This is a genomic window from Paenibacillus sp. 2RAB27 (assembly GCF_052115445.1).
Classification (GTDB): Bacteria; Bacillota; Bacilli; order Paenibacillales; family NBRC-103111; genus Paenibacillus_E.
In genome coordinates this window covers 1-2988 of record NZ_JBFRGR010000085.1, presented here as the reverse complement: position 1 = coordinate 2988, position 2988 = coordinate 1, and the positions used below count along the sequence as shown (strand labels likewise).

The window sequence follows — 2988 nt, the reverse complement described above, 5'->3', positions numbered from 1 at the left end:
CGCATAGGCTGTTCAAGGAAATACTGCCTATGGGTGTTATAACATTAGTTCCTTTTCTCTTAGTTCTAATKCAACCAGATCTCGGTAATTCCATTGCGTATTTGGTTATTTTTATTGTGGTCTGCTGGTTCGGGCATATTAACTACAAGCATGCCTGGATAGGCCTAGTAATTATGATAGTCGTAATCGGAAGCTCCCTCTGGAGCTATATCGAATACCATGTGGAAGTAAAGCAATTCTTGGCATCCAAACATAAAGAGTACTGGTTGGATAGGGTGGATGCCGTCCTTTTGCCAGAGCAAGCTTCTGAAAAAGCAACTTATCACATGAAACAATCGGTCAAAGCAATCGGATCAGGCTCGTTAGAAGGAGATGGCTATCTGCATGGAACTTCGGTCCAGAGTGGTCAGGTTCCATATACCTATGCAGATTCCATATTCGTTGTAGTGGGAGAAGAATTTGGATTTGTTGGCGCATCTGCGTTACTCTTCCTTTATTTTCTTCTCATTTATCGAATGATCACTATCGCACTTAACATTCGAAGCCAAACAGGCATTTATATCATTGGTGGAATTTCTGCTATGTTTTTGTTTCAAGTTTTCGAAAACATCGGGATGCTGATCGGTATCATGCCGATTACGGGAATCACCCTTCCTTTTATAAGCTATGGAGGCACCTCGCTGTTGATTAACATGGTATCGATAGGTTTTGTTCTAAGTATAAAAATTTATGATGACATAGATGTTGAAGATATCATAATACGTTAATGTTCGATCCAATAGCGAAGAGTGTGGGGAATAAAACTACCACCTTTTTATGCTGCTGTTATTTTTAAAGATGAACCATTTGTTGAATATGTGTATTTTCCAATATGTGTTAATATTAAAAAGATAACAACTGTCTATGTAAATACATAATCTTGTCTCAATAAATGAAAGAAAAATAGAATCGGAGGATCATCATGGACAATAAGATCTTAAATCTTCTGCTCCAATATGACATCGTGAGTCCCGAAGCTACACTGCTCAGGCACAATGAAAATCGGACATATAAAGTGATCGATTCGTCAAACGGTAGCGTCTATCTTCTTCGAGTGCATGATCCTTTGACATTAAATCTTGGCGGCATTCAGCATACAAGACAAGGGGTTGAATCCGAGTTGCGATTGTTGGTGGCAATCTCAAATCGTACGGACCTCATGGTTCCGGTGCCTGTAGTGAATCGGTACGGACAACTCGTAACCGAGTTTGAATTAGATGGAAGCACACTATGCTGCTCACTACTTCACTGGATAGAAGGTCGCAATTTGACTAAAGAGGATTTGTCCAGCACTGATGCAGCATATCATCTAGGCGCTCAGGTTGGTAGACTGCACACATTTTTCGATACATACGACAAAGTCGTCCCTGCGGATCGTCCCGATTATGGTATTCGAAGAACTGATAAGATGCTCAAACAAATTCGACGCGGGGTCGAACTCGAATTGTTCTCAGAAGAGAATTTCCTTATAGTCGAAAAAACACTAACACGCATTGTTGACCGACTTCGGGCAGGACAACCTGGAACGCTAAAGCAGGGGATCATCCACGCGGATTTAAACATGAGTAACATACTTGTTACTTCGCTAGGAAGTTATGCTTTTATCGATTTCTGTCTCTTCGGCTTTGGTTACCTACTTTTTGATGTAGCAATGGCTGCTTTAAATACCCCAAAAGAATATCGGGAACAAGTCGTTTCAGGATATTATGGTAAAGTGCTACCGTACGAGGAGGTTTATTCAATTATTGAAGGTTTCATGCTTTCAGCGGTGTTAKGCTACTACGCTTTTGTGATGGAGAACGATGCTGCCCATACATGGATTCGAGAGAGGATGCCGCAGTTTTGCCATACTCGGTGTACGCCGTTTCTCAACGGTGAAAGTATTTTCCTTAGCTTCTGATTAGTGAATGAGCCCAGTCGATGTCAAAACGAAAGAACAATAATTAAGGAGCTTGCTTCGCTTCAGCAATATTTAATTATAACAGTGGCAAAATGGGGGGAAGTCCTGCATGATTACGCTCAGAAAAATCACTCTGGAAAACCGGCGTGCCATGTTTAACTTGGAAGTTTCAGTGGACCAACGGCACTTTGTTGCGTCTAATCTGTCCAGCGTGGCTTCTTGTTATGTCCTTGCAACCAATGGGGGACATCCATTCCCATTTGTCATTTATGCGGATGAGCAGCCCGTCGGTTTTGTAATGTTGGCTTATGGAATCACTGGATACGAAGAACCGTCAATCGCAGAAGACAACTATTGCATCATGCGATTAATGATTGACAAACAGTACCAGAACCGGGGTTATGGTCGGGAAGCCATGAAAAAAATCTTGGAGTTTATCCGTACTTTTCCAGAAGGTCCGGCAAATTACTGCTGGATCCCATATAAATCCGATAACATTGCTGCCAAAAGGCTTTATGAAAGTTTTGGCTTCCGTGACAACGGTGAAGTGTTTAACAACGAATCAATAACTGTATTGCGACTCTGATTCGCTATTAAACCATTAAGCGAGCTCAAAGGAAGAGCCATTCCGCTAACGAATAACATTACTTCTATAATTTAATAAATGAAAGGGCGGCTCAATTGAATCTGCCCTTTTTTTATTTCATAAAAAATCAGGTCAATATTTTTAAAGAAAAGGTAAAATAAGTTCGTTGAATTTCCAATATATTGAATTTAGAATGAAATTATAACATTTATTAATGAGAATGGAGGCTTAAATTTGAAAATTAACAAGAAAGCATTCTATATGATTAATACTATTTCTGCTTTTTTGGGTGTTCTAGGAATAACAGGTTTATTTTTCTCATACAAAGTTGCTTCTTGGGTGAAGAATATAGAGCAAATAAAGTTAGGTTATTTAGAAATATTCAAGAAACATACACTAATAATAAATATTTTCGCTGTATGTTCCCTTATTCTGTAAGTATAAATAGAATAAGGGAACATAC

General features: G+C 39.4%; 3 protein-coding genes. All 3 read left to right on the top strand.

Translation table 11 applies throughout. The features are described from left to right. Positions 1–767 (top strand): FtsW/RodA/SpoVE family cell cycle protein (locus AB4114_RS35650; RefSeq protein WP_441992660.1); only part of this gene is annotated, 767 nt, incomplete at its 5' end. 194 nt (positions 768–961) lie between these two features. Continuing rightward, on the top strand, positions 962–1939 hold the full coding sequence (locus AB4114_RS35645; RefSeq protein ID WP_441992659.1) for a phosphotransferase enzyme family protein: 978 nt from the start codon (positions 962–964) through the stop codon (positions 1937–1939). A 109-nt stretch (positions 1940–2048) separates the two neighbouring features. Then, entirely contained in the window at positions 2049–2525 is a 477-nt protein-coding gene (locus AB4114_RS35640) for a GNAT family N-acetyltransferase (RefSeq protein ID WP_441992658.1), read from the top strand. The last annotated feature ends 463 nt before the right edge of the window (positions 2526–2988 follow it).

Excerpts from the sequence above, each read along its gene's own strand:
- AB4114_RS35640 (WP_441992658.1), top strand. The coding sequence starts at position 2,049 with ATGATTACGCTCAGAAAAATCACTCTGGAAAACCGGCGTGCCATGTTT.